The 19,364-nt window shown below is 70.5% G+C and carries 20 protein-coding genes; 6 read left to right on the plus strand and 14 right to left on the minus strand.

Features of this window, described 5'->3' with window-relative positions:
* Positions 1 to 364 precede the first annotated feature (364 nt).
* Both STRAU_RS07870 and STRAU_RS07875 read left to right on the plus strand, forming a co-directional pair.
* Complete coding sequence (locus STRAU_RS07870) at positions 365 to 1,393, plus strand: ArsR/SmtB family transcription factor (protein WP_106967844.1); 1,029 nt, start codon at positions 365 to 367, stop codon at positions 1,391 to 1,393.
* Between the two features lie 114 nt (positions 1,394 to 1,507).
* Positions 1,508 to 1,981 (plus strand): hypothetical protein, encoded by a 474-nt coding sequence (locus STRAU_RS07875; RefSeq protein WP_037658110.1) that lies wholly within the window; start codon positions 1,508 to 1,510, stop codon positions 1,979 to 1,981.
* Positions 1,982 to 2,149: 168 nt separating this feature from the next.
* Here the strand turns inward: STRAU_RS07875 and STRAU_RS07880 are convergent, their stop codons facing one another.
* The 13 genes from STRAU_RS07880 to STRAU_RS07935 all read right to left on the minus strand — a co-directional run bounded on the left by STRAU_RS07880 (position 2,150) and on the right by STRAU_RS07935 (position 14,389).
* Entirely contained in the window at positions 2,150 to 2,503 is a 354-nt protein-coding gene (locus STRAU_RS07880; RefSeq protein WP_016639730.1) for a hypothetical protein, read from the minus strand.
* Positions 2,500 to 2,970, minus strand: a complete 471-nt coding sequence (locus STRAU_RS38870; RefSeq protein WP_016639731.1) for a hypothetical protein — start codon at positions 2,968 to 2,970, stop codon at positions 2,500 to 2,502. Before STRAU_RS38870 ends, STRAU_RS07880 begins: the two co-directional genes overlap by 4 nt.
* A gap of 106 nt (positions 2,971 to 3,076) precedes the next feature.
* The gene (locus tag STRAU_RS07890; protein WP_016639732.1) at positions 3,077 to 4,771 is read right to left on the minus strand and encodes a transcriptional regulator; all 1,695 of its coding nucleotides are present in this window, start codon (positions 4,769 to 4,771) and stop codon (positions 3,077 to 3,079) included.
* Between the two features lie 315 nt (positions 4,772 to 5,086).
* Positions 5,087 to 5,560 (minus strand): hypothetical protein, encoded by a 474-nt coding sequence (locus STRAU_RS44420; protein WP_063890333.1) that lies wholly within the window; start codon positions 5,558 to 5,560, stop codon positions 5,087 to 5,089.
* Positions 5,561 to 5,776: 216 nt separating this feature from the next.
* A complete protein-coding gene (locus tag STRAU_RS07900) occupies positions 5,777 to 7,669 on the minus strand; it encodes an ATP-binding cassette domain-containing protein (protein ID WP_037658088.1) in 1,893 nt (630 codons plus the stop codon).
* Between the two features lie 175 nt (positions 7,670 to 7,844).
* Entirely contained in the window at positions 7,845 to 8,261 is a 417-nt protein-coding gene (locus tag STRAU_RS07905) for a lasso peptide biosynthesis B2 protein (RefSeq protein WP_016639736.1), read from the minus strand.
* Complete coding sequence (locus STRAU_RS07910; protein WP_016639737.1) at positions 8,258 to 8,542, minus strand: PqqD family protein; 285 nt, start codon at positions 8,540 to 8,542, stop codon at positions 8,258 to 8,260. Before STRAU_RS07910 ends, STRAU_RS07905 begins: the two co-directional genes overlap by 4 nt.
* The gene (locus STRAU_RS07915) at positions 8,536 to 10,278 is read right to left on the minus strand and encodes an asparagine synthase-related protein (protein ID WP_016639738.1); all 1,743 of its coding nucleotides are present in this window, start codon (positions 10,276 to 10,278) and stop codon (positions 8,536 to 8,538) included. The genes STRAU_RS07910 and STRAU_RS07915 overlap by 7 nt, the downstream gene beginning before the upstream one ends.
* An 84-nt stretch (positions 10,279 to 10,362) precedes the next feature.
* Complete coding sequence (locus STRAU_RS42295) at positions 10,363 to 10,530, minus strand: hypothetical protein (protein WP_016639739.1); 168 nt, start codon at positions 10,528 to 10,530, stop codon at positions 10,363 to 10,365.
* Between the two features lie 140 nt (positions 10,531 to 10,670).
* A complete protein-coding gene (locus STRAU_RS07920; protein WP_016639740.1) occupies positions 10,671 to 11,870 on the minus strand; it encodes a M20 family metallopeptidase in 1,200 nt (399 codons plus the stop codon).
* A 19-nt stretch (positions 11,871 to 11,889) separates the two neighbouring features.
* A complete protein-coding gene (locus STRAU_RS07925; RefSeq protein ID WP_259299847.1) occupies positions 11,890 to 12,660 on the minus strand; it encodes a helix-turn-helix domain-containing protein in 771 nt (256 codons plus the stop codon).
* 162 nt (positions 12,661 to 12,822) lie between these two features.
* Complete coding sequence (locus tag STRAU_RS07930) at positions 12,823 to 13,269, minus strand: GNAT family N-acetyltransferase (protein ID WP_016639742.1); 447 nt, start codon at positions 13,267 to 13,269, stop codon at positions 12,823 to 12,825.
* Entirely contained in the window at positions 13,241 to 14,389 is a 1,149-nt protein-coding gene (locus STRAU_RS07935) for a helix-turn-helix domain-containing protein (RefSeq protein ID WP_259299848.1), read from the minus strand. Before STRAU_RS07935 ends, STRAU_RS07930 begins: the two co-directional genes overlap by 29 nt.
* 242 nt (positions 14,390 to 14,631) lie before the next feature.
* On the opposite strand from STRAU_RS07935, the gene STRAU_RS38875 reads away from it, so the two are divergent.
* From STRAU_RS38875 to STRAU_RS42300, 4 genes are read left to right on the plus strand one after another with little or no spacing between them, the layout of a single operon-like run.
* Positions 14,632 to 15,144, plus strand: a complete 513-nt coding sequence (locus STRAU_RS38875) for a hypothetical protein (protein WP_259299849.1) — start codon at positions 14,632 to 14,634, stop codon at positions 15,142 to 15,144.
* Positions 15,141 to 15,314 carry a hypothetical protein gene (locus tag STRAU_RS42880; RefSeq protein WP_016639745.1) on the plus strand — a complete coding sequence of 58 codons (174 nt, stop codon included), beginning with the start codon at positions 15,141 to 15,143 and terminating at the stop codon, positions 15,312 to 15,314. Before STRAU_RS38875 ends, STRAU_RS42880 begins: the two co-directional genes overlap by 4 nt.
* A complete protein-coding gene (locus STRAU_RS07945; RefSeq protein WP_016639746.1) occupies positions 15,314 to 15,802 on the plus strand; it encodes a hypothetical protein in 489 nt (162 codons plus the stop codon). Before STRAU_RS42880 ends, STRAU_RS07945 begins: the two co-directional genes overlap by 1 nt.
* The gene (locus STRAU_RS42300; RefSeq protein WP_063890335.1) at positions 15,745 to 17,064 is read left to right on the plus strand and encodes a hypothetical protein; all 1,320 of its coding nucleotides are present in this window, start codon (positions 15,745 to 15,747) and stop codon (positions 17,062 to 17,064) included. The genes STRAU_RS07945 and STRAU_RS42300 overlap by 58 nt, the downstream gene beginning before the upstream one ends.
* 227 nt (positions 17,065 to 17,291) lie before the next feature.
* On the opposite strand, the gene STRAU_RS38880 is transcribed toward STRAU_RS42300, so the two are convergent.
* The gene (locus STRAU_RS38880; RefSeq protein ID WP_259299850.1) at positions 17,292 to 18,716 is read right to left on the minus strand and encodes a hypothetical protein; all 1,425 of its coding nucleotides are present in this window, start codon (positions 18,714 to 18,716) and stop codon (positions 17,292 to 17,294) included.
* Between the last annotated feature and the right edge of the window lie 648 nt (positions 18,717 to 19,364).

Consider the following 19,364-nt stretch of genomic DNA (forward strand, 5'->3'; position numbering starts at 1 on the left):
AGTTGCTGGAAGATGCCGCAGGTGGAGATACCGAAGGTGTCTTCGATCCCTATGCCGAGGCGGTGGCTCAGGCGGTGCTTGGCCAGTCAGCTTGACGCGGTGCGTCGTGTTCGATCGGTTGCGCCACTCTCGCATCTACGACCTGTTGCAGGCAGGACTCCGAAGTACTACGGCAGCAGGCGGGTGGCACCGACCGGGCCGGTTGGTCTCCATAGAGCCGATCGTCAGGTGGCGCGCGAATCTCTCCTTCTTCGCCACTCAGTCTGTCGGTCACTACCCGGAGGGGTCTGTTGACCGGATTCCCTCTGGGGAGCTGCCGGCGCGGGGACCAGGATGGTCGTGGCTGTCTGTAATGGGGGAACGTTTGACCATCAGGATTCACTTCACGCTGCAGGATGTGGCCCGTATTCGGATCGCTGACGACGGCCCGCGTCCGATGATCGAGCTGACGAGTGCCATACGGCGTCTCCAAGCGCACGACCATCCGGTTCATCTTGGCGCGTGGCGGGGTCGGGCACGTGCAGAGCTGTCTCCCGGCTCGCGCATGGTGCTCGCCCTGATCCCACGCGCCGGCTGGATGCCTGCTTTTGTGGCTGACTCCAGAGCAGGCACGCCACAGGAGTTGCTGGCACAGGTCCGCTCCACCCCTCGCACCGTACTGAGAGAGAGCCTGCAGCACGGCGCACAAACCCGCCAGCTCCCTGCTTGGGCACGGCAGCTACCGGATGACCCCGTTCTGCTGGAGCAGTTCTGCGACGAACTCGAGCACGTCCACGAGCGTGTGCTGGCTCCGTGCTGGAACCAGGTCAGCGCATGGGCAAGGGCGGATCTGGCGACGCGCACCCGGCAACTGGCCGCCGGGGGAATCGACACGCTGCTGGGCACCTTATGCCCGGGCCGGATTCGATGGCGGCCGCCTGTCCTGGAGGTGGGATTGTCGTCCGGCCTGGACGGTGACCTGTATCTGCAGGGCCGTGGGCTGCTGCTTGCACCCGGATTCTTCGGGATGGAAGGCCCCGCGATCACGTCCTTCAACGCACCGCAACCTGCTCTGATCTACCCGGCCGCCACGGGGCAAATGCTTCACAGACTTGCCCTCTCCGCAACGGCAGTTCCCCCATGGACCATGGAGCCACCACAGATCGCAACAGCTCTGGCCGCGCTGCTGGGGCACACCCGATCCGCTGTTCTCGTGACCATCGCTCAGCAGCCCGGCTGCTCCAACACGCAACTCGCCGCCATGGTGGGCGTGACCAAAGCCAGCGCCAGCGAACACGCCACCACACTGCGCCGGGCCGGATTGATCCACACCGTGCGGGACCGCAACAGGGCCCTTCACAGCCCCACCCACGTTGGGCTCGACCTCCTCAACACGGCCTATATGCGGCCGTGAACGCTCGTCGCAGTGCAGGTTCGGGCACATCCGAACCTTCTTGGGTTCTCCCGCCCTGCGTGGCCTACTGGGGCCGGGCCGCAGGGGCTCAGGCGTACCGGATGAGAGGGATCCATGAAGCGACGCATACTCGGGCTGCTGGCCGCAGCCTTCAGCACAGTGCTCATCTTCACGACCCCGGCCTCGGCACACGACACGGACGACTGGGCACGGACCCAGCAGGGAGCGCCCGACGGGTGGGCCCACCGAACCGCGAAGAGCTATGCCGGCGGTGTTGAGCAGGAGACCGAGATCTACTGGCAGAACAACGGCGAAGTGTGGATTCAAGGGAAGGTGTGGGACAGGGCAACCGACGGCTACTGCGCGACTATCCAGATCCGCTACGAGATCTCCGAGAAGCCGGGAGAGTGGGCGGGCCACTGGCACTACCGCCCGGTCGGCGGTGCCCTCGACTGCGCTAGGGGCGAACCGGGACCCCAGTACAGCCACAAATACTATGCGCGCAACTTGACCCGGTATGTGCAGGCACGGGCCTGTCACGCCAACTCAGCTGGCAAGATCATCGAGTGCGAGCGCAACTGGCACTAGCCTCGATCTTGCATGAGGGTCCGTCAGCTTGCTGGTGGACCCTTTGCGTTTCGTCGTCCACGACGGCGCACAGCAGCACGACGGCGCCGAGCCCCATCAGTGAGCTGACCCCGTACAGCAGTCGTTCCACGGGATCGCCGCGGGGCGCCCGGTGCCGGCCCGTCGCGCTCACGGCACTTCCTCCCGCCCGGCGCTCTGCTTGTCCTGCTCGCTGCGGTGCATGTGTGCCAGGCAGCGCACCTGCCAGGCCAGTTCTCGCAGATGGTCGTATGCGGACTGCGTCAGGCGCGGGCTGGAATTCTCGAGAAGGAATCGGCCTGCGCGCCGCATCTGGTCCTGAACATCGGGGTGCGTGGAGCGCTGCAGCACCTCGGAGGTGTAGAGCGTGCTGAGGTCCACCAACAGCGCGTCGACCATGGCCTGCACCATGGACGGATCGTTCGGGTCGACCAGGTCCAGAGCCTTGCCGCACCGCTGGATCGTGGCGCTCACGTGCACCTCGCAGGCGGTCTCGTCCTTCACAGCTCGGCCGCCTTCAGGGACTCGGAGGTCGCGAGCAGCGCGCTCAGGTACGCGGGATCGCACAGGTCACCAGGCGCCGCGAGCGGAACCACCCAGTGCGCCTGCAGGGATAGCTGGCCGGGGCGGGGTACGCCGAGGTAGGTGTCCGTGCTGAGGCGCTCCTCCGCGCCGTCCCACGCGGCGGCGTTTGGTGAGATGAGCACGTAGTACGGGCCCATGCTGCTCCGGAGGTCCCGGATGACCGGGCCTTCGAGCCAGTCGCGCAGGGAGGAGGCGACTATTTGCGGGTCGTTGCTGCCCACGGCGGCGTGGACTCGTTGGGCGGGGACACGGACGGCGTCGAAGCGGCGCCCGAGAGGGAGCAGGGCCACGCCATGTTCCGACCATGCTCCATAGACCGCCACCGGGTTGGGGTCGGCCCTGGCGAGCCATTCGGTGATCCGTTGTCTGTCGTTGAGCGTGGTCATCGGGACACCCTCACGGTCATGGTGATCTGCCTCACACGTGTGACCGTATGCAGTCCCTGCCGGGTTCACCCGGACTGACAGTTCGGGTGAACCACAGGCTCGCCAGCTAGACGAGGCCCATCCGTACGGCAAGTTGCTCGGCTTGCCGTGCGTGCATCGCTCGGGCCCGGCGGATCACCGTGAGCACCAGTTGCCGGGCCAGCGGCGTGCGGGCGAGGTCTTCCGGGGCGACGGCTTCCAGGCTGAGCAGGGAGAGAAGCGCGGCGGCGTCGTCTCGGCGCTGGCTGTGGCAGGCCGCCACTTCCAGGCCGAAGGTGAACTCCCGCTCCAGCGACGGCAGTCCGCTGATGTCGATGGCGTCCGCTGTGTGCAGGGCCTCGCCGGTCTCTCCTGCCTCCATCTCGATGGACAGGGCGTGTAGGGCGATGTTCGTCGCCCCGAACACTGTCCAGCCGACGTTGCTGTCGTCGGGCACCGCGCGCGCCGCGGGGGCCGCCTGCTGGACCAGCCGTTCTCGCGCCTCCCACCAGCGGCGCCGTCGGGCCGCCCCGAGTACGGCCACCAGTTGGAGCGCGCCGCCCATCGCCTGGCGCTCCACCTCCGGCAGTTGAGCGGTGGCGACTTGCTCGGCCGCCCGCAGCGCCAGTTCCTCCGCCTCGGCCGGCTGGTTGGCGGCGAGGAGCACGTGGCCAAGGTTCCACTGTGCGGTGGCAATGCGAAGCGGGTCGTCAGCGTCCTCGGCGGCCCGCATCGCTCGGTCGGCTGCGAGGGTGGCGAGGTCGACGCGGCCAGTGCGACGCAGGTATGAACGGAGCAAGCAGTACAGATCGGCCGCGGTGCGCAAGACAGCGCGCCGTTCGGCGGTTTCGGCGCCCGCGCGTGCCGTGCGCAGGGCGTGCTCCACGTCGGCGACCAGTTCGGGCAGCGTCTCGGCGGCTCTGGTGAACCGCTCGCCGCTGGTCTGCCAGTTGTGCCACGCGGCCTCCACCCGGTCCCTCAGCGCGCCTGCGGTCGCAGGGGTGGCGCTGCGCGCCGGCCCGTAGCCGAGGAGCGCGCGGCCCACCGCGGTCTCGGGGCTGTCGGCCGTCTCCCCCTCGGGCGGCGGCTGTTCGGAGAGCAGGGCTGCGGTCGGGACGCCGAGTTCCTGCGCGAGGGCGTACAGAATCGGAAGGGAGGGGACCTTGAGGCCGCGTTCGATCTGTGACAGGTAGTCCGGAGTGATGCCGACCAGTCCGGCGACCGCTAGTTTCGGCGTCAGGTCGGGGTGGTCGCCGCGGGATGCGGACTGCAGCAGCTCGGCGCAGACGACCAGGGTGGCCGCACGGCCTTGGGGGGTGTCCAGGAGTTCTTTGAGCTCGCGGTAGATGCGTCCGGAGGTTGCTGGCACGAGTTGGGCGTAGGCGTAGAGCATGGCGGCGTCGTAGTCGCGGGGGGCCATGCCCCAGCCCTCCCAGTCGAGCAGGGTGGCACCGGTGGTGAGGTTGGCGGCGTGGAAGTCGGCGTTCGCGTCCATGTCGTGCCCGAGCCGCACGCTGTGGTGCGGCAGTTCGGCCAGGTGCGCGGCGACGGCCTGGCGGGCATGGTCGCTGCCGCTGCCGGTGGGCGCGAGGCCGAGGATGTCGGGGTAGCGGTCCTCGGTCGCGCCGTGCAAGAAGTCGCCCTCTCCCAGCGAGCGGCTCCGATCGGTGACGGCCGGGGCGGCCGCGGGGTCGATCTCCGGGAACAGGACCGTCGCGGCCCGGCCCTCCGTGGCGAGGTCGAGGCCGAACCACGTGGCGAACTGGTCGGGGAAGACCTGCACCTTCCTCTCCCGGTGCCCGTCCGGCTCCCACAGCCGCCTGCCTGCGCCGGTCCTCGAGCAAGGTGCGGGTGACGTCGAGGTGCTGCGTGGGGTGCAGGGCCTGACCGGCCTGAACGCGACTGCGGGCGATGTCGAACCAGCCGAGCGCGTCGAGGAGGCCGAGGCCGATCGCGGCGGCCGAGGGCCAGGGCAGAACGTCCAGCTGTCCGGCCGGGGTGGGGCGGACGAAGATGCGGTCGTTGCCCAGCAGTTGCCAGCCGCGGTTGGCCAGGGCAAGCGCGGTGGTGGTCTTGCCGGCGCCCTTGGAGCCGAAGGTCAGGACGGTCTGCCCGTCGCGGACGGCGGCCGAAGCGTGCAGCAGGGCCCAGCCGTCGGCCAGAGCAGTCCGCGCAGCGCGTCGCGGGCGATGCGGGCCGACGCCAGAGCGACCTGGTCGACGTCGGGGCCGTGGACGGTGAGGCGGCCGGCGGCCGTGTGGTGCTGGTACGCGAGCTGCGGGGTGGGGCTGACGGCGGTTATCGTGCCGGTGTCGTCGTGGGCGACGAGCGTCTGGGCTCGGGCGTAGGCGGTCTTCTCGTGCGGGCACAGTTCGACCAGGTCGCGCAGCCTGGTGTACGCGTCGTGGTCGACGTCGGCGGCCAGCAGGGGCCCGGTCCACGCGGAGGCGGACGGGACCTCGAACGCCTTCCACCAGGAGCCGAAGTAGCGGCGGTTGTAGTCCGTGACGGTGTCGCTGTTGGAGACGAGGGTGAGGTGGTGGTTCGCGGCGTGCAGCCGGAGCGCGGGCATGCTGTTCACAAGGTCCTTCCCACGAGGACGGACGCTCCCGCCGGGCGGCGTGCTGCTCCGGGCCCTGGCCCTGCCCGTTCCGGCTACCCCGCGTGCGCCGGTGCGCTGTCAATCGAGTCCCACGGAATTTGTCGGCGGTCCAGGCCGAGCGGATTAGGCCAGGCGCCGCCGGACGGTCGAGTCTCTCCGAACCCGGTAGTCGCAGACGAGCACGCATCAGTCCCGATCCTCCTGCAACTTCAACATCTCAGAAAAGCACCCGGCTCGGTCGATCAGCTCGTCGTAGGTGCCCGCCTCGGAAATACGGCCCTGGTCGAGCACGACGATCCGGTCGGCGAGGCGGGTGTTGGCCAGACGGTGGGTAATGAACACTGTCGCCCGCCCAGCGGCGAGGGCCTTGAGCCGCATGTAGATCCGGTGCTCGGCGCGGGCGTCGAGTGCGGCGGTCGGCTCGTCCATCACCAGCACGGGGGCGTCGCGGTGGAAGGCGCGGGCGACCGCGACGCGTTGCCACTGCCCACCGGAGAGGTCGTGTCCTCCCCACCAGGAGCGGGCCAGCGAGGTGTCCAGGCCGTTGGGCAGGGCGGCGATGACGGTGTCAGCGCCTGCTGCCTCGGCGGCAATATGGACGGCAGCGTCGCCTTCGGGGCGGGGCTGGCCGAGGGTGATGTTCTCCCGGGCGGCCAGTGGCCAGCGTGTGTAGTCCTGTGGGACCAGCGCGACTTTGGCGAGGGCACTGGCCGGGTCGGCGTCGGCCAGGTCCACGCCGTCCCACCGCACGGAGCCCGTGGTGGGGAGGAAGAGCCCCGTCAGCACCCTGGCGAGGGTGGTCTTGCCGGCGCCGTTCTCGCCGACCAGCGCGATGACCTCGCCGCGCTTGAGGTCCAAGCTGACGCCGTCCAGCGCGGGCCGGTCGGCGCCGGGATAGGTGAAGGAGACGTCCGTGGCGGTGATGAGCTGGGGTCCGTCGTCGGCGACCTGGGTGGTGCCGCGGCGAGTTGTCCACGGCTTGGCCACGGTCAAGAAGCGGGCCCAGTCGTCCAGGGACAGGGAGGTGCGGAACAGCCGGGCTCCGGCCCGCACTGTTGTGGCCAGGGCTGCCCCGGAGGTCCGCACGGCCAAAGCCGCGGCCCCGGCGGCGGCCAGCTCCATGCGCCCGGTGGATACGAGCAGCACGAGCACGCCCCAGGTCGCGGCGGTACCGACCGCGGTGAGCGCGTCGCCGATGCCCTGTACCACCAGGGCCTGGCGCGTCGCCTTGAGTTGTTCGGCTTCCAGGCGGCCGGAGACGATGCGGTACTGGCGGATGAGGAAGCCGCCCATGGTGCCTGCGCGGACCTCATCGGCGGTGTTCCGCTCGGTGGTGTAGGAGCGGAAGACGTTGCGCAGGCGGGAGTCGGCGAGGTTGCGGTGGTGCGCGGTGTGCTCGATCCGCGCTCCCCGTACGGCGCCCCACGCGCAGGGGATGACCGACGCGAGCAGCAGGGGCAGCATCACCGGGTGCAGCACGGTGACGACCGTTGCCGCAGCGGCCATCTGTGCTGCGGCGGAAGTCAGGAGCTGGGCGTCGCGGATGAGGTCGCCGGTCTTCTCCGCGCCGTCGGAGGCGGCGGCGTGGGCGTCCTCGAAGTCCGGGTCCTCGTAGGCGACAAGTTCGGCGGCCTCGGCGGCGGTGATGACCTCAAGGTCCGCCTCGCGTACGGCCTTCGGCGCGAGCTGGGCAGCGGACGCCCGGGCGGCGGCGTCCAGCAGATAGCGCCCAGAAGAGGAGAGGGCGAGCACGATCACGGCGGTCAGGTTCTCGTGCAGCCCGGCGGCGATGTCGTCAGCGGTAAACACGGCGGCCAGCACCCGGGTCGTGGCCGCGAGCGCGGTCGCGGTGAGCGCGGCAGCGCCGATCTGGCAGGCGAGCAGGGTCACAACGGCGCGGCGGTCGGTGCGCCAGCCGAGCCGGGCGGCCTGTCCGAGCGTGCGGGGCAGGCGGCGAGCTATTGCCCGCGTGGACAGGTTGGCACTCGCCTCGAAGTGCCGGTCGGAGGCCAGGCGCATGACCGGCGGCTGGCTCATGGCGTCGGGCGTGGAGGATTCGGAAGAACTCACGAGCCCCATCAGGGAGCCGAACCGAGCGGGCGGGCAACGGGATTGTGCCTCGCGCTCCGTATCGCCCCTGGTCGCCCCGATCGAAGGTCAGCAACACCACCGAGTTTTCACCCGTTCGAGTGAGGCCGTGGTCCGGGATGGGGAGGCTCGTGCTAGCCCCGGACCACGGCAGCCCCGGGGCCGTCTACGGCACGGACAGGACCGGCATCCACGGCCGGTCGACCGCGTCGCCGATGTCCCGGCCGACTGCCCCTTCGGGCACTTCGGCCCAGGCGTGGGCGGCGTCGGGCAGGAACCGGGCGCCGAGCACCCAGCGGGCCCGGCGGCCGGTCAGGGCGGTCGCGATGACGGTGGCGAGGCTGATCTCCATGCACGCGATTCGCCCCGGCCACCACGGCGGAATCACCGCCTGTACCGCTGTGGAGAGGGCTTCGAGGCGGGCGAGTCGTGCGTACGGCAGGCCGTGCAGCAGCCGGACTGCGGCGATCTGCCAGCGCAGGGGCAGTCGGCTCAGCGTCAGGGAGAGCGCGAGCGCGACGGCGGCCACCATGCGGTCGCGCCACGGCGCAGTGGGCCGGGCGGCGGGGACCATGACCGTCATCGATGCCACCTCCGCCGCCTGCGGTCGGTGTCGATGAGCACGTCGGCGTCCACCAGTTCGTCGACGAACGCGGCGATCCGGCCGCCGATGGTCCGCGGGTCCTGGCCGGTGGGCACGGCGATCTCGTCGGCGAGCCCGGCCGTGCCGCCGCGGACGGTGATGGCCTGCCAGATCCGGGAGGCGTCCCCATCGAGCATCAGCCACGTGCCTCGCCGGGTGTCGAGCACCGCTGTGCCGTACTGGTCGGTGGCGTGGTGGATGTGGTCGGCGGGGGTCAGCATGGCGTCTCCAGCGCAGTGTTCTGGCCGGTCAGCCACCAGCAGGCCACGGTCAGCTGGTGCAGGTCGGCGATCAGTGTGGCGCTCTGGCCGCGGGCCGCCTGCGCCAGAGTAGAGCGGACGGCCGTGAGGTCGATGAGCGCGTCATCGACGAGCGGGCTCGATGCGATCAGCTCGTCGAGCCGGTCTTGGTGGCGGGCGAGCCCGGCGATGCGCTGGGCCGTGAACGAGCCCTTCGAGCGGCGGGAGGTCAGCCAGTCGGGTAGCTGCGGGAGCGCGGCCCGCAGCAGCGGCTTGTAGGTCATCAGCCCGCGCCGGGCATGGGCCGGGACGGCGAACGCGGCGCGGACGACCTGGTTGTCGAGGTACGGGTACACCGGCGTCACGCCGAGTGCGTCAGCGCACGGGGCCCAGCCGCGGGCGGAGGCGCCCACCGACCGCAGAGCCGCCCACTGGTCGAACTCGTCCGCGCGCTCCGGCTGCTGGTCGCTGGCGGCCTGCCGAAGGAGTGCGGCGACCTGGTGGCGGCCGTGTTCGGTCAGCCATGACGCTCCCGCCCCAAGACGGCACCATGACCAGCCGTTCACCGCGGCATCCGCAGTGACGGGGGCACGCTCCAGGGCTTGGGCGGCGCGGTCGAGGGAGCCGGACCGGCCGAGGGCGGCGGCCTCTTTGAGAGCCTTCCAGTACGGGCCCGGAGCGGTGTTGCGCAGCCGGGTGAAGGCCACGACCTGGCGGTGGGCCTCGCGGCGGCGGCCGTCCTGCAGCAGGCGGACCCAGCAGGAGCTGGAGGCGTCCAGCACGATGTCCCCGCCGTGCCCGGTCAGATGCAGCGGCAGCCCGGCCACCGGATCTAGGTAGCAGGCGTCCATCGCGTACATCGCCGCATCCAGCACCGGCTCCTCCCCGGTCGGCTGCCCGGCCGGGAAGCCGAACGGCAGTTGCTCGTCACTGCCGGCAGCCACCGTGTGCGTGATGCCGGCGTGCTCGGCGACGCGGGCGGCGTAGGCCATGTCCTCGCCGCTGGTATAGGCGTCGGTGTAGGTCACGGCGTGCACGCGCCCGGCCTTGGCGGCGAGGACGACGGACGCCGAGGAGTCCAGGCCGCCGGACAGGTCCGCCCCCACCGCACCGGCCGCGGTCTCGACGCGGTGCTGGACGGCGTCGGTGAGCGCCTGCCCGAACCGGGCGGCGCCCTCGTGCAGCTCGGCCACCGGCTCGACACCGCTGATGTCGATGAGTCGTGGCGGTGCTCCGGGCGCGAGCAGGAGGCCGAATCCGCCGGGTACGAGGCGGATCTCCTCGTAGACGGTGAGGTGGGGCCAGTGGTGCTCGCCGACTGTGAGCCGGGCCGCCAACAGCGGCAGGTCCGGCGCAAGCGGGCGACCGAGACGGCTGGCCGCGGTCGCCCACGCCGTGCCCTTGCTGCGCAGCGTGTAGTAGACGGCCCGGATGCCGGCCAGGTCCCCGCAGACGAAGCGGTACTGCCCGTTGTCCGCGACCACCCAGTACGAGCCCGGCCACCGGGTCAGTTCGGTCCACCGGCCCGCGCGCACGGCTGACAGAGCGGCGTGCAGCTCCTGCTCGGTGACCTGGAAGTCGCCAACCACCGCCAGGCTGACCGGTCCTTGGGAAACCGTCCGCACCCGCGCACGCGGGGCTCGCCGGACCCCGTCGAGTCCTTCGAGTTCTGTTCCGTTCCCGGCGGCGGTGCCGCCGGTCATCCACTCCCGTTCCATCTGTTCGCCTCCCCTGTGACGTGCCCGGGGGCCGGCCGCCATGCGGCCGGCCCCCGGGGTGCTCGGTCAGGTCCTGCGGGCTTGTCAGCCCTCGAAGTAGTTGTCCTTGTCCGAGTCGTTGAACGTCTGGCGGCCCTGGGTGAGGGTGGCCACCGGGTGGGCGCTGATCTGCGGCGCGAAACCGCCGCCGCTCGGCGCGGTGCTGGGCTTGGACGCGGCGGACTTGGTGGTGACGGTGGTCTGCTCGGCCATGGCCGGCCTCCCTTGTCGTCGGTTGGATGTGGAGGTGTGCTGCCTCCATGTCACCGCGACCGAAGATCTGTTCCCAGAGGCGGAGTTGGGGACTTGCTGGGAGTAGATCTGGGAGCAAGTTGGGACGCGTCTGGGACCCGTCAGCCCGCCTGGAGAAGGTTGAGCACGGCCCGCTGGTAGACGGCGTACACCGTGGGGAGTTCCGCGAGGCGGGCGCGCTCGTCGATGCCGTGCAGTCCCTCGTACGCCAGGCCGAACCCGGCGGTCGCCGGGATACCCTTGCCCACCCCGGCCAGCAGGTTGCCGATGTTCGACGGGCCCGCGGTCTTCGCCCGCACCGTCAGCCCGGCGTCGACTGCGGCGCCCAGCAGGGCGGCGGCGGGCTGCTCGTCCTCGGCCAGGCGGAAGGGCGGCCAGGTGGCCACCGGGCTGATCTCCGTCGGCTTCGGGGCCGGCAGTTCCGCGTCCAGCTCGGTGACCGCCTTGCGGACCAGCGTCTCGGCGTCGTGAGCGTCGAAGGCCGGGGTGGTGCGCACATCGACGTTCAGCTCGCACCGGTCCGGGGTGACCGAGAAGCCCTGGCCGCCGTGGAAGGACGTCACCGACAGCTTCGGCGGCAGCGGGAACCCGGACCCCTCATCCACACCGGGCAGTTCGGCTGCGTCCAGGAGGCGCACGAGGTGGGCGGCGCGGGAGATCGCCCCCACGACCGTGCGGCTGGACCCGGAGTGGCCGGAAGGGGCGTGCACAGCGATAGTGGCCCGCCACAGTCCCCGGCCGCCGACCACCACGTCGTCCAGGCCCGGGTAGCCGATCATCACTCCGGCCGGGTGGGCTGCGTTCTGGTCGGCGAGGTAGGCGCGAGCGCCGCCGAAATCTCCGGTGTGCTCGTCGACGTCCAGCAGCACGGCGAGCCCGCCGTGCAGGTCCGCGGCGCGGGGCGCGAGGTCGGCAGCGATGTGGCAGAACATCGCCGCGGCGAGCTTGGAGTCGGCCGCACCCCGGCCCAGCAGCCAGCCGTCGACGATGTCGCCGCAGGTCGGCGGGAAGGACCAGGCGGTCTCCTCGCCGTAGGGGGCGGTGTCTACGCAGGCGTCCAGCGTCCACCAGGAGCCCGGCCGCCCGCCGGGGATCTCCACCAGCAGCCCGACCAGCTTTCCGGCGTCGTCGTGCAGGCGCCGGTGCGGCAGGTCGCGGGTGGAGAGCCAGTCCTCCAGCACGCCAAGGACGGGCCCGTAGTCGTCGATCCCGGCACGGCTGGGACGGCGGATCAGTTCCTGGGCCAGCTCGGCCACGGATGCCGCGCGGGCCCCGGCCGCCTGCTGAAGGTTCTCGCTCAATGCTTCTCCCCACCATGTGTCAGTTGTGCCGCACCGGCAGTGCGCGAACGGCCTCCGTCGTTTCCACCGGCCGCGCGGAGGCGCACGCCTCCCGTCCATGGTGGACCAGCCCCACCGCCGCCTCGCGGCTGAGGAGGACGCCGCAGTCGAACCCCTCCGCGCCGTGGAAGGACGGCAGTGGCACCACCGCGGCGGTCTCGGAGGCGACGAAGAAGCGTTCCAGCGCCTCGGCCGACTCCACCATCCCGATGTGGAGCGTTTTGACGCCGTTGCGGCGTGCGGCCGGATCGCGCAGCTCCAGCAGTCGCGTGAGGTGGTCGGCGAGCGCAGGGTGCCGTGGTGGCCCGTAGAGCACCCGGTAGTGGATCAGGTCCGGGTGCTGGGCCACGGCCGTCTCGATCGCTGCCAGATACGCCTTCTCCCGGCTCCGCGAGCCAGTGACGATCAGCTGCTCACGGGCCCCGGCGACGACGCCCACCATCGCCTCGACCAGATCCGTCCAGCGGGCGAGCACCTTGACTACCACGGCCGTGCCGGAGGTCTCCAGCACGCTGGTGGCCGCGCCGTCCTGGTGGGCGAAGAGGACCTCGGGGCGTTCCCTGTACACCTGACACAGCCCGGCCCGGTTCCGCTTGCCCGTACGGCGTCGGCCGGACTCCCACGCGCTCATCAAACTCGCGTCCGTCGCACCGCCGGTGATCATGTTGAGGGTATCGGCGGCCTCCTCCAGCGTCATGTTCCGCGCCACCCGGGCCCGCTTGAGCGCCGACTCGGTACTGCCCACAGACACCGCCCCCTCCGCTTGCGCCGCCGTGTGTCCGCAGTTTTCCCGCCCACCGGCGGTTTAGCGAGGCCAGGTCCAGCCGTCCGATTCGCAGGGTTGCGCGGTCGGGCAGGACGATGCGCCACTACAGGCAGCCGTGTTGGCCCCACAGAGAAGCTTGCTCCGGACTCATCTCGTGTTCGTTCGGTAGAAGGCCTTGCCACCGTGTGGTTGCACGCCCAGCGCCTTGTACAGCGCCATCGCGGGCGGGTTGTCGGTGTCCGCAGTCCACTCGATCCGGGAGCAGCCAAGCCTCTCCGCGTCATCCCGCAGCGCGGCCATCAGCGCGCGGGCCACCCCGCGACGCCGTGCCGACGCCCTGACGTACAGCTCTTTCAGGTACAGGCTGGTGTCTGCTCCGGCCGCTGGCCACAGCAGGGAGTACGAGGCGAGACCGAGCACCTCGCCCCCGTCGCGGGCCAAGAGCACGTGGGCCACTGGCCGCTCGTCGAACAGCGCAGTCCGTATCTGCCCCAGGTCGCCGGGCGCTGGGGCACCGCCGTAGTACTCCTCGATTTCTCCGAGGATCACCGAGATGACCTCTGCGTCATTCTCCGTCGCCGTGCTGATCTCCACGCCCGCGCTCCGTCGTCCTCGGGGGCAGTGCCAGGATCTCGCGCAGCGCCCGCACCTCATGCACCTCCCGTGCACCAGGCGGCACCCTAGTTATGACATCCCGTGCGCGGTAGAGGATCAGCGCGGTGCGGTGGTCGGGCTCCAACTCGATGATGGTGTGGGCCGCCTGATCGGCAGCGGCGGCCGGGTCCCCCTCGAGGGCAGTGCACATCGCGGTGTCGAGGGCGACCAGGGCTCGGTCCATCTGCTCGGACATCGGGTACAAGGCTGCGGCCCTGGCCAGTTCCTCGCGAGCACGGGCAGTCTCGCCGAGGTGGGTGAGAGCGTCGCCCGCGTGGAACCGCAGTTGGGACTCGCTGTACCCAAACGCGGATCCGATCCTCTCGGCATCGGGGAGCTTCTCGAGCGCGGTCTCCGCCGCCACCAGGGCCCGCATCGCTGCCTCGCCGTTTCCGAGCCGCGCGTAAGCGCGCGCCTCCAGCGGCGCGGCGAGTGGAGGACCAACGCACGGCATGCCACTGGCGATGCGCTGCGCCCTGTCCGTCAGTTCGACGGCCCCGTACAAGTCGCCGCCGTAGTAGGCCTGGTACGCCTCTTGCGCATACACCCACGACAGAGTGGCTCGATCGTCGGCTGCCGCGGCGGCCTTGCGGGCGGTCCGCCACCAGGACACTGCCCGCCCGTCGCCGATCTTGAGGAAGGTGAGGGCCGTCAGTCCGGACATGCGGGCCGCGGCGACGAGGAGGCGGCGGCGGGCCGGGGTGGTGTGCCGGTGTGTGAGGAGGACACGCAAGTCCTGGAAGTCGGCGAGCAGTTCGGGAAGGTGTTGGCCCTCAGGCCGGTAGCGAGTGCCCCGTCCGTGCCGATCCACCGCCCACTCGACCTCCTCGAGGGAACTGTCTGTAAGGGGGCCTGCGGCGAGGAGATCGTGCAAGCCGCGCTGAAGAGCGTCGGCCTGTTCGAGGACAGTCGTACCGGGGCGGGTGTCCGCGAGGGCGATGAGTTCCCCGTGCGCACCGAGGGCGTCGTCGAGGGCGCGCGCGGTCTGCGGTGCGGGGTGCCGACGGCCCTTCTCCAGATCGCTGATGTACGACTTCCCGCAGGATGCGAGCGCGGCCACGTCGCGCAGGCTGCGGCTACCCCTGATACGGCGTAGTGCTTCGCCGAAGGAATCGCTCATCTGCACTCCCGCGTGTCCGCCCTGTCCGCAGCAGCGCGGACAGCAGCGGACAGTGTGGATCTTTTGCTCGCTCTGCGTACCGGCAACGCTACCGATGCAGGTCATGCGTCGTCAGGCGAACGGCGCGACCCCGGCGGCCGAGCTACCGGCCCCGGGGCATGGCCGACTAGCAAGGAGCCGACGTGACCGACGATAAGGGCCCCCGGCCAGACCCGGGAAGCAGCGCACGGGAGCAGACACCCGACAGAGGAGCCATCGCCGACTGGCTCGCCCGCGCCCACCCCAACCCCCGCGAGGCAGTGGCGGAATGGGCCACCCGGGGCGTCACCCTGCTGCCGCTCGGCGTGCGGTTCGACGCGGTACGCGTCCCGGCGTCGCGCATCCACAGCTCCGTGTGCAGCGAAGACCCGAAGACGGTGGCCGCCGCCCTCGACGACTGGCTGTGCGGGCCGGTCGTCCGCGACCTGCGGGCGTCCAGCGGCGACTACTACGTACTCGTGGCACCAGGAGCCGAGTGGCACGGCGAGGAACAGCGCCTCGGCAAGGGCAGCTTCCTCGTCATCCCCCGCATCGGCAACCTCTCGATGATCACGCACTGGGTCGTGCCCCCGCGCCACCCCGGAAACCTGTGCTCCACCGCCCGCCTGCGCGCGCTGCTCACGCTCGCCGACACCCTGAGGACCGTCGAACCATGACCGCCACCGACCAGGACGTGACGCGCGCCGAAACGCTGTACGGGGTCTACCGCGCGCACCTCGACACCTGCCCTCGCCGGCACATCGGCATCCTGGCCGACTGCACCGAGGGCGCCCGCCTGCTCAGCGCCGTCCACGCCGCTCGCCTCGCCACCGGCAGGCGGCAGTGATGCGCGACGTGACCGACGCCGTACGCATCTTCCTCGCGCCTCCTGAGAACACGCTCACCGTTGAGCAGCGCTCGGGCTACGTCTGCACCTGGTGCCCGACGGTGCTCGCGCCCGGCAAGGGCGTGAGCCTCGGCGGCACCGACACATGGCACCCTCACGCCTGTAGGCCCTGCCACGCGATCCAGGGGCAGGCACTGGCCGCATACCTCGACTGGAACGACCACGTCACGGACTGCGTGATCTGCCGCACTGGCCCCTGCGAGACATCGCTGACCCTGCGGCACGCGACGGTTAAGGCACGAGAGCGAGCGGGGTGGCAGCCGGCCTACTGCACGTCCTGCCAGAACAGCTTCGCTCCTGGAGAGGCGTTCGTACCGCACATGTGGATCGGAACGTCCAGCGTGGTGCTGTCCTTCCTGCACACGGGACCGTGCATCTACCCGTTCCTCTCGTCGCACGGCGGGGACGTCGGCCCGCACAGCGGCTAGCGCTCGGCTGGTCACGAGCGCAGACCATCACCGAGATCGCGCACCTCTACCGCGCCGCGGGCCTGCGGCCGCGCGGGCTGACGGATGCCCGGCTCTGCCGCTGGGAACACGACGATGAGTGGCCCGATGACGAGTACACCGTGATGCTGTGCGCCGTGTACGGCGCCCGGCCCGACCAGCTCGCCCTGGACCGCCGTCGCGTTCCCTGGGACTCGGTCGTGATCCGGTACGGTCGGGCCCACACCGCCACCGACGACGGGCACGGCCCGGACGGACAGGAGTCGATGCGGATGACCACCGACGCGGGACTGCCAGCGGTAGCCGAGAGCGTCCGCCTCGCGCTCCTGGAGAGCCCAGAGGGCGGCCCGCTCGTCGTAGATCTGGCCGAGGCGGTCGTCGAGCACTTCGCCCTCAACTACAGCAAGCACCCCCCACACGCCCTCTTCGTACAAGTCCGCGATGTCCGCCAGCTCCTGACGCCCGTGGTGAAGAGCGGTCACGCAAACACCGGGGTGCTACGGCAGGTGGGCTGGCTCTCCGCTCTGCTGGGCAACCTCGCCTACCACCTGGACGACGTCAGCGGTGCGCGCGTACACCTCACCGCTGCGGCGGCCTACGGTGCGGGCGCCGGTGAGCGGCGCCTCGAAGCCTGGGCTTCCGGCGCACAGAGCATGGTCGCCCGCAGCTGCGGGCGCATCACGGCCGCCGTCGAGCACGCCGAACGCGGAGCCGCCGCAGCGCCTGAAGGGCTCGTGCGTGCCCAACTCCATGCCTGGGCCCTGCTGCCCGCCCTCGCGGCCGCCGGCCGGGGCGACGACGCCGACCACGCTCTCGCCACAGCTCTCAACGAACTCGAAGCAGCCGCACGGGCTGAGGCACCTGGGCGGTTTGGCTTCGATGCCGCTGAACTCGCCCTCCACCAGGCCGACGCGTTCGTCGTCCTCGGTCGGACCGCCGCAGCCCGCACCAGCGCTGAGGCATCCCTCGCCGCATGCGCCGCCGACACCCCCAGCTGGGCCGCAGCCTCCCTCACCCTCGCTCAGGCAGAATCCACCAGCGCCCCGCAGGACGCGGTCCAGCGAGCCCACGACGTGCTCGACCGCGTCCCCGCCACTCGCCTCCGCTCCACCGCTCGGACCCGACTCTGGCACCTGAACGGCATGCTCACCGGTGTCGGCGGACCCGTCGCGGGTGATCTCATGGAACGGCTGCGGATGTTGCCTGCATCCATCGACGCCCACGGACAGGCGCTCACCAGCTGACAGCTCATTCTTGTACCTCTGGTAGGCCGTGCTTTTGAACGTCCCGCTTGCCTCGTGGTGTCTGGCCCGCACGCTCGCCGAGTTGTCGGAGTCGTCCACCTACGGCCCACCAAGAGGGCGATCCTCCGCCTCAGTGTGTGGTGCCGACGGAGGCGTAGTTGGACTAGGACTTCGGCCGGACGACGGTTGGGGCACGGTCGACCGCATCAAGGCGCAGGGCCGCTCGGTCATGTCGACGGCGCACGAAAACCTGCCCTGGCCATCTCCAAGGCATTCTCGAGGGCAGCGACGGCCGCTGTGCCATAGACCCGTACCGCCTCGCTTTCACCGCACAGCCGTGCATACGTCAGCACGTGCGTCCGGTCTGATGCTGCTGCCTGCCGCAGCTCGGTCAGGTCCCAGGCATCCTCCGGTACCTCCTCGAGCGAGGGGTATTCCTCGCCGCACGACCGCGAGGGCACGTCCTTCACCGTTTGGCATGCCTGTTGGAACTCGTCATTGGGGCTGGCACTGTGTCGCAGCGCCTCGTCGTAGTCGGGCCCGTATGCGTCGGCGCTGCGCGTTTCCGCCTGATCCTGCCGAAGCAGCGCCGCGGCGATGACCCGGTGCGGGGAGCGGGGCCGCCAGCCGCGTACCCCAAGTTCCTGCCCGAGTTGGTGCAGCCAGCGCGCGATCTGGGGCCGTGACCAGTCCTTGGCGATCAAGTCGAGAAGTACCCACGACAGCTCGTTGTGGGTGGCGCCCTGGATCCAGTTGACCAACGGGCGGACCGACACCGCCATCCGCCGTGCCCGCTCGATCCGCGGCGCCGTGATGCGGTGCCCCAGAATCGTCAGCCTTCGCTTCTTTCGGCGGCGAGGTGGATGTTCGGCTGGCCGCGCCTGCGCGGTAGAAGATCCTTTACCTATCTCTACCTTCACCTGGCTCTCTTTCTTAACCAAGGTGAGGGAAGGGGTCTCAGGGGGGCAGGTGCCCGGGTTGTCCACAGCAGGGTTATCCACAGGTTTCGGCTGGTGACGGAGGTCCACGATGACTCGAGCGGTGTACCCGGTGCCGACGAGGCGGTGGCCCAGGGCCCGGTCGTAGACGGGCGGGATGACCGCGGCGTAGACGGTCGCAGTGCCGGCATACCCGCCGAGGCGGAGTGCTGCCCGGATGTTGGTGCGGCTGCCGTGCTCAACCCACGCCAGAGAGCCCATTTGCCGCAGGTAGGACACATGCCGCGTGATGGTGGCCCGGGACACGCCGAGGCGGCTCACCATCGCGTCCAGGCCGTACCGAACGTGCCCGGTATCGAAGTCCATCCGCTGCGCCAGGTCGGCGGCGACCGTGAGCGTCGTCTGGGACGCACGCGGGTGCAGGCCGGCGCCCACCAGCCACTCGACCGAGGCCAGCCATCGGCGCGGCCCGGACCGCCGCGACCTGGTTCGGGTCACTTCCTGCTCGGGGGCAGGAACCAACGTCCCTGCCAGCACCACCGGGGCGTTGGCCGCGCGGCTCGGGCACCCGCGCGCTGCGGTGCCGTGCGCGGGGCCGACTTCGCTGCCTGCTGCGGCGGTGTGGTGAAGCGAGGTGTCCGTGACCGGGACGGTCTTGGACACATCGGGGCATGCCGTCAGGTTGATGTGGCGGCACGCCGACGCGTGCTGCATTATGTCTCCTGTCTTCGAAGCTCGCGCTTTGGGGAAAACGGAGCCCCGGTGACGGGTGCTTCTGGTTCGTGGAGAACCTGATCTGTCCGGCCTGGGGAGGCTCGGACACTTCGCCTGACAGGGGTTTGGCCCTGGTAGATGGCGGTGGCAGTTCGGCCGGATGGCCCGGTGGGGACCGGGCCTCATGGCCAGGGACGGCAGCGGATGGCCTGGGGAAGGCGCCGCAGGATCCGCCCCTTTAGTTGGCTACGTCATCCAGCCCTCCTTGAGGGGGCCGGAGCGCGGCCGCATGCCCATCGGCATACGCGGGTTCGCCAGGGGGCCGGAGCTGACACGGCCCGCGTCTGGCGGAGCTTGTTGTGTCCCAGGGGACGGATACGGGTACGCTGCATCGCAGCGAGACCTTTCTTTCTGTGTGTCTGTATGTCTCGTGTGTGCGAGACCTGTTCGTCCTTGAGCTTCCTCGCACCGACTCGGCCCCCCGTGGCGTGAATTCAGGTTGTGCCGACCTGAAGCCATGCGGGGCCTTCGTCGTGTCCGAGAGGCCGCCTCCCGTGCTCGGGTGAACGCACGGAGCAGCGCGGCACCACCCTAGTCCCCTCGCGTAGCGCTCCGTTACACGTTCCACGTGCTCATCTCCCGTGTCGC

The sequence above is a fragment of the Streptomyces aurantiacus JA 4570 genome, from assembly GCF_000414115.1.
In the GTDB taxonomy this organism is placed as follows: Bacteria; Actinomycetota; Actinomycetes; order Streptomycetales; family Streptomycetaceae; genus Streptomyces; species Streptomyces aurantiacus_A.

Coding starts and splice junctions, on each gene's coding strand:
- STRAU_RS38880 (WP_259299850.1), bottom strand. CDS start 18,716: ATGCAGCACGCGTCGGCGTGCCGCCACATCAACCTGACGGCATGCCCC.
- STRAU_RS07875 (WP_037658110.1), top strand. CDS start 1,508: ATGAAGCGACGCATACTCGGGCTGCTGGCCGCAGCCTTCAGCACAGTG.
- STRAU_RS07945 (WP_016639746.1), top strand. CDS start 15,314: ATGCGCGACGTGACCGACGCCGTACGCATCTTCCTCGCGCCTCCTGAG.
- STRAU_RS38870 (WP_016639731.1), bottom strand. CDS start 2,970: ATGACCACGCTCAACGACAGACAACGGATCACCGAATGGCTCGCCAGG.
- STRAU_RS07910 (WP_016639737.1), bottom strand. CDS start 8,542: ATGCTGACCCCCGCCGACCACATCCACCACGCCACCGACCAGTACGGC.
- STRAU_RS42295 (WP_016639739.1), bottom strand. CDS start 10,530: ATGGCCGAGCAGACCACCGTCACCACCAAGTCCGCCGCGTCCAAGCCC.
- STRAU_RS07900 (WP_037658088.1), bottom strand. CDS start 7,669: ATGGGGCTCGTGAGTTCTTCCGAATCCTCCACGCCCGACGCCATGAGC.
- STRAU_RS07905 (WP_016639736.1), bottom strand. CDS start 8,261: ATGACGGTCATGGTCCCCGCCGCCCGGCCCACTGCGCCGTGGCGCGAC.
- STRAU_RS42880 (WP_016639745.1), top strand. CDS start 15,141: ATGACCGCCACCGACCAGGACGTGACGCGCGCCGAAACGCTGTACGGG.
- STRAU_RS07915 (WP_016639738.1), bottom strand. CDS start 10,278: ATGGAACGGGAGTGGATGACCGGCGGCACCGCCGCCGGGAACGGAACA.
- STRAU_RS44420 (WP_063890333.1), bottom strand. CDS start 5,560: ATGCCCGCGCTCCGGCTGCACGCCGCGAACCACCACCTCACCCTCGTC.